The 2,501-nt window shown below is 56.7% G+C and carries 1 rRNA gene; it reads right to left on the bottom strand.

Annotation, left to right across the window (positions count from 1 at the left end):
- Positions 1 to 28: 28 nt before the first annotated feature.
- Positions 29 to 2,501, bottom strand: a 23S ribosomal RNA gene (locus tag ACIBNE_RS41110); the annotation flags it as partial.

The following is a 2,501-nucleotide window of genomic DNA, read 5'->3' as shown; positions in this document are numbered from 1 at the left end:
AGAACCAACACAGTGGACGCGAGCAACTGAGGACAAGCCCTCGGCCTATTAGTACCGGTCAGCTCCACCCCTCACGGGGCTTCCACATCCGGCCTATCAACCCAGTCGTCTACTGGGAGCCTTAACCCCTCAAAGGGGGAGGGAACACTCATCTCGAAGCAGGCTTCCCGCTTAGATGCTTTCAGCGGTTATCCTTTCCGAACGTAGCCAACCAGCCATGCCCTTGGCAGGACAACTGGCACACCAGAGGTTCGTCCGTCCCGGTCCTCTCGTACTAGGGACAGCCCTTCTCAATATTCCTACGCGCACAGAGGATAGGGACCGAACTGTCTCACGACGTTCTAAACCCAGCTCGCGTACCGCTTTAATGGGCGAACAGCCCAACCCTTGGGACCGACTCCAGCCCCAGGATGCGACGAGCCGACATCGAGGTGCCAAACCATCCCGTCGATATGGACTCTTGGGGAAGATCAGCCTGTTATCCCCGGGGTACCTTTTATCCGTTGAGCGACGGCGCTTCCACAAGCCACCGCCGGATCACTAGTCCCGACTTTCGTCCCTGCTCGACCCGTCGGTCTCACAGTCAAGCTCCCTTGTGCACTTACACTCAACACCTGATTGCCAACCAGGCTGAGGGAACCTTTGGGCGCCTCCGTTACTCTTTGGGAGGCAACCGCCCCAGTTAAACTACCCATCAGACACTGTCCCTGATCCGGATCACGGACCGAGGTTAGACATCCAGCACGACCAGAGTGGTATTTCAACGGCGACTCCACACACACTGGCGTGCATGCTTCACAGTCTCCCACCTATCCTACACAAGCCGAACCGAACACCAATATCAAACTGTAGTAAAGGTCCCGGGGTCTTTCCGTCCTTCTGCGCGAAACGAGCATCTTTACTCGTAGTGCAATTTCACCGGGCCTATGGTTGAGACAGTCGAGAAGTCGTTACGCCATTCGTGCAGGTCGGAACTTACCCGACAAGGAATTTCGCTACCTTAGGATGGTTATAGTTACCACCGCCGTTTACTGGCGCTTAAGTTCTCAGCTTCGCCAACCCGAAAGTCAGCTAACCGGTCCCCTTAACGTTCCAGCACCGGGCAGGCGTCAGTCCGTATACATCGCCTTACGGCTTCGCACGGACCTGTGTTTTTAGTAAACAGTCGCTTCTCGCTGGTCTCTGCGGCCACCCCCAGCTCAAGCAGCAAGTGCTATCACCAGAAATGGCCCCCCTTCTCCCGAAGTTACGGGGGCATTTTGCCGAGTTCCTTAACCATAGTTCACCCGAACGCCTCGGTATTCTCTACCTGACCACCTGAGTCGGTTTAGGGTACGGGCCGCCATGAAACTCGCTAGAGGCTTTTCTCGACAGCATAGGATCATCCACTTCACCACAATCGGCTCGGCATCAGGTCTCAGCCTTAACGTGTGACGGATTTGCCTACCACACGGCCTACACCCTTACCCCGGGACAACCACCGCCCGGGCTGGACTACCTTCCTGCGTCACCCCATCGCTTACCTACTACCACCTTGGGTCAGCGGCTCCACCACTCCCCTTTGCCCGAAGGCTCCAGGGCGGCTTCACGGCCTTAGCATTAATGGGCTCGATATTGGGCGTTTCAAAGCGGGTACCGGAATATCAACCGGTTGTCCATCGACTACGCCTGTCGGCCTCGCCTTAGGTCCCGACTTACCCTGGGCAGATCAGCTTGACCCAGGAACCCTTAGTCAATCGGCGCACACGTTTCTCACGTGTGTATCGCTACTCATGCCTGCATTCTCACTCGTGAACCGTCCACAACTCGCTTCCGCGGCTGCTTCACCCGGCACACGACGCTCCCCTACCCATCACAGTCCCCGTTGGGGGTATGTACTGCAATGACACGACTTCGGCGGTACGCTTGAGCCCCGCTACATTGTCGGCGCGGAATCACTTGACCAGTGAGCTATTACGCACTCTTTCAAGGGTGGCTGCTTCTAAGCCAACCTCCTGGTTGTCTCTGCGACTCCACATCCTTTCCCACTTAGCGTACGCTTAGGGGCCTTAGTCGATGCTCTGGGCTGTTTCCCTCTCGACCATGGAGCTTATCCCCCACAGTCTCACTGCCGTGCTCTCACTTACCGGCATTCGGAGTTTGGCTAAGGTCAGTAACCCGGTAGGGCCCATCGCCTATCCAGTGCTCTACCTCCGGCAAGAAACACACGACGCTGCACCTAAATGCATTTCGGGGAGAACCAGCTATCACGGAGTTTGATTGGCCTTTCACCCCTAACCACAGGTCATCCCCCAGGTTTTCAACCCTGGTGGGTTCGGTCCTCCACGAAGTCTTACCTCCGCTTCAACCTGCCCATGGCTAGATCACTCCGCTTCGGGTCTAGAGCGTGCAACTCAAACGCCCTGTTCGGACTCGCTTTCGCTACGGCTTCCCCACACGGGTTAACCTCGCTACACACCGCTAACTCGCAGGCTCATTCTTCAAAAGGCACGCAGTCACGA

It is taken from the genome of Streptomyces sp. NPDC050504 (assembly GCF_044458065.1).
In the GTDB taxonomy this organism is placed as follows: domain Bacteria; phylum Actinomycetota; class Actinomycetes; order Streptomycetales; family Streptomycetaceae; genus Streptomyces.
The sequence above is the reverse complement of the archived record's forward strand: the minus strand, read 5'-3'. Positions and strand labels throughout refer to the sequence as shown.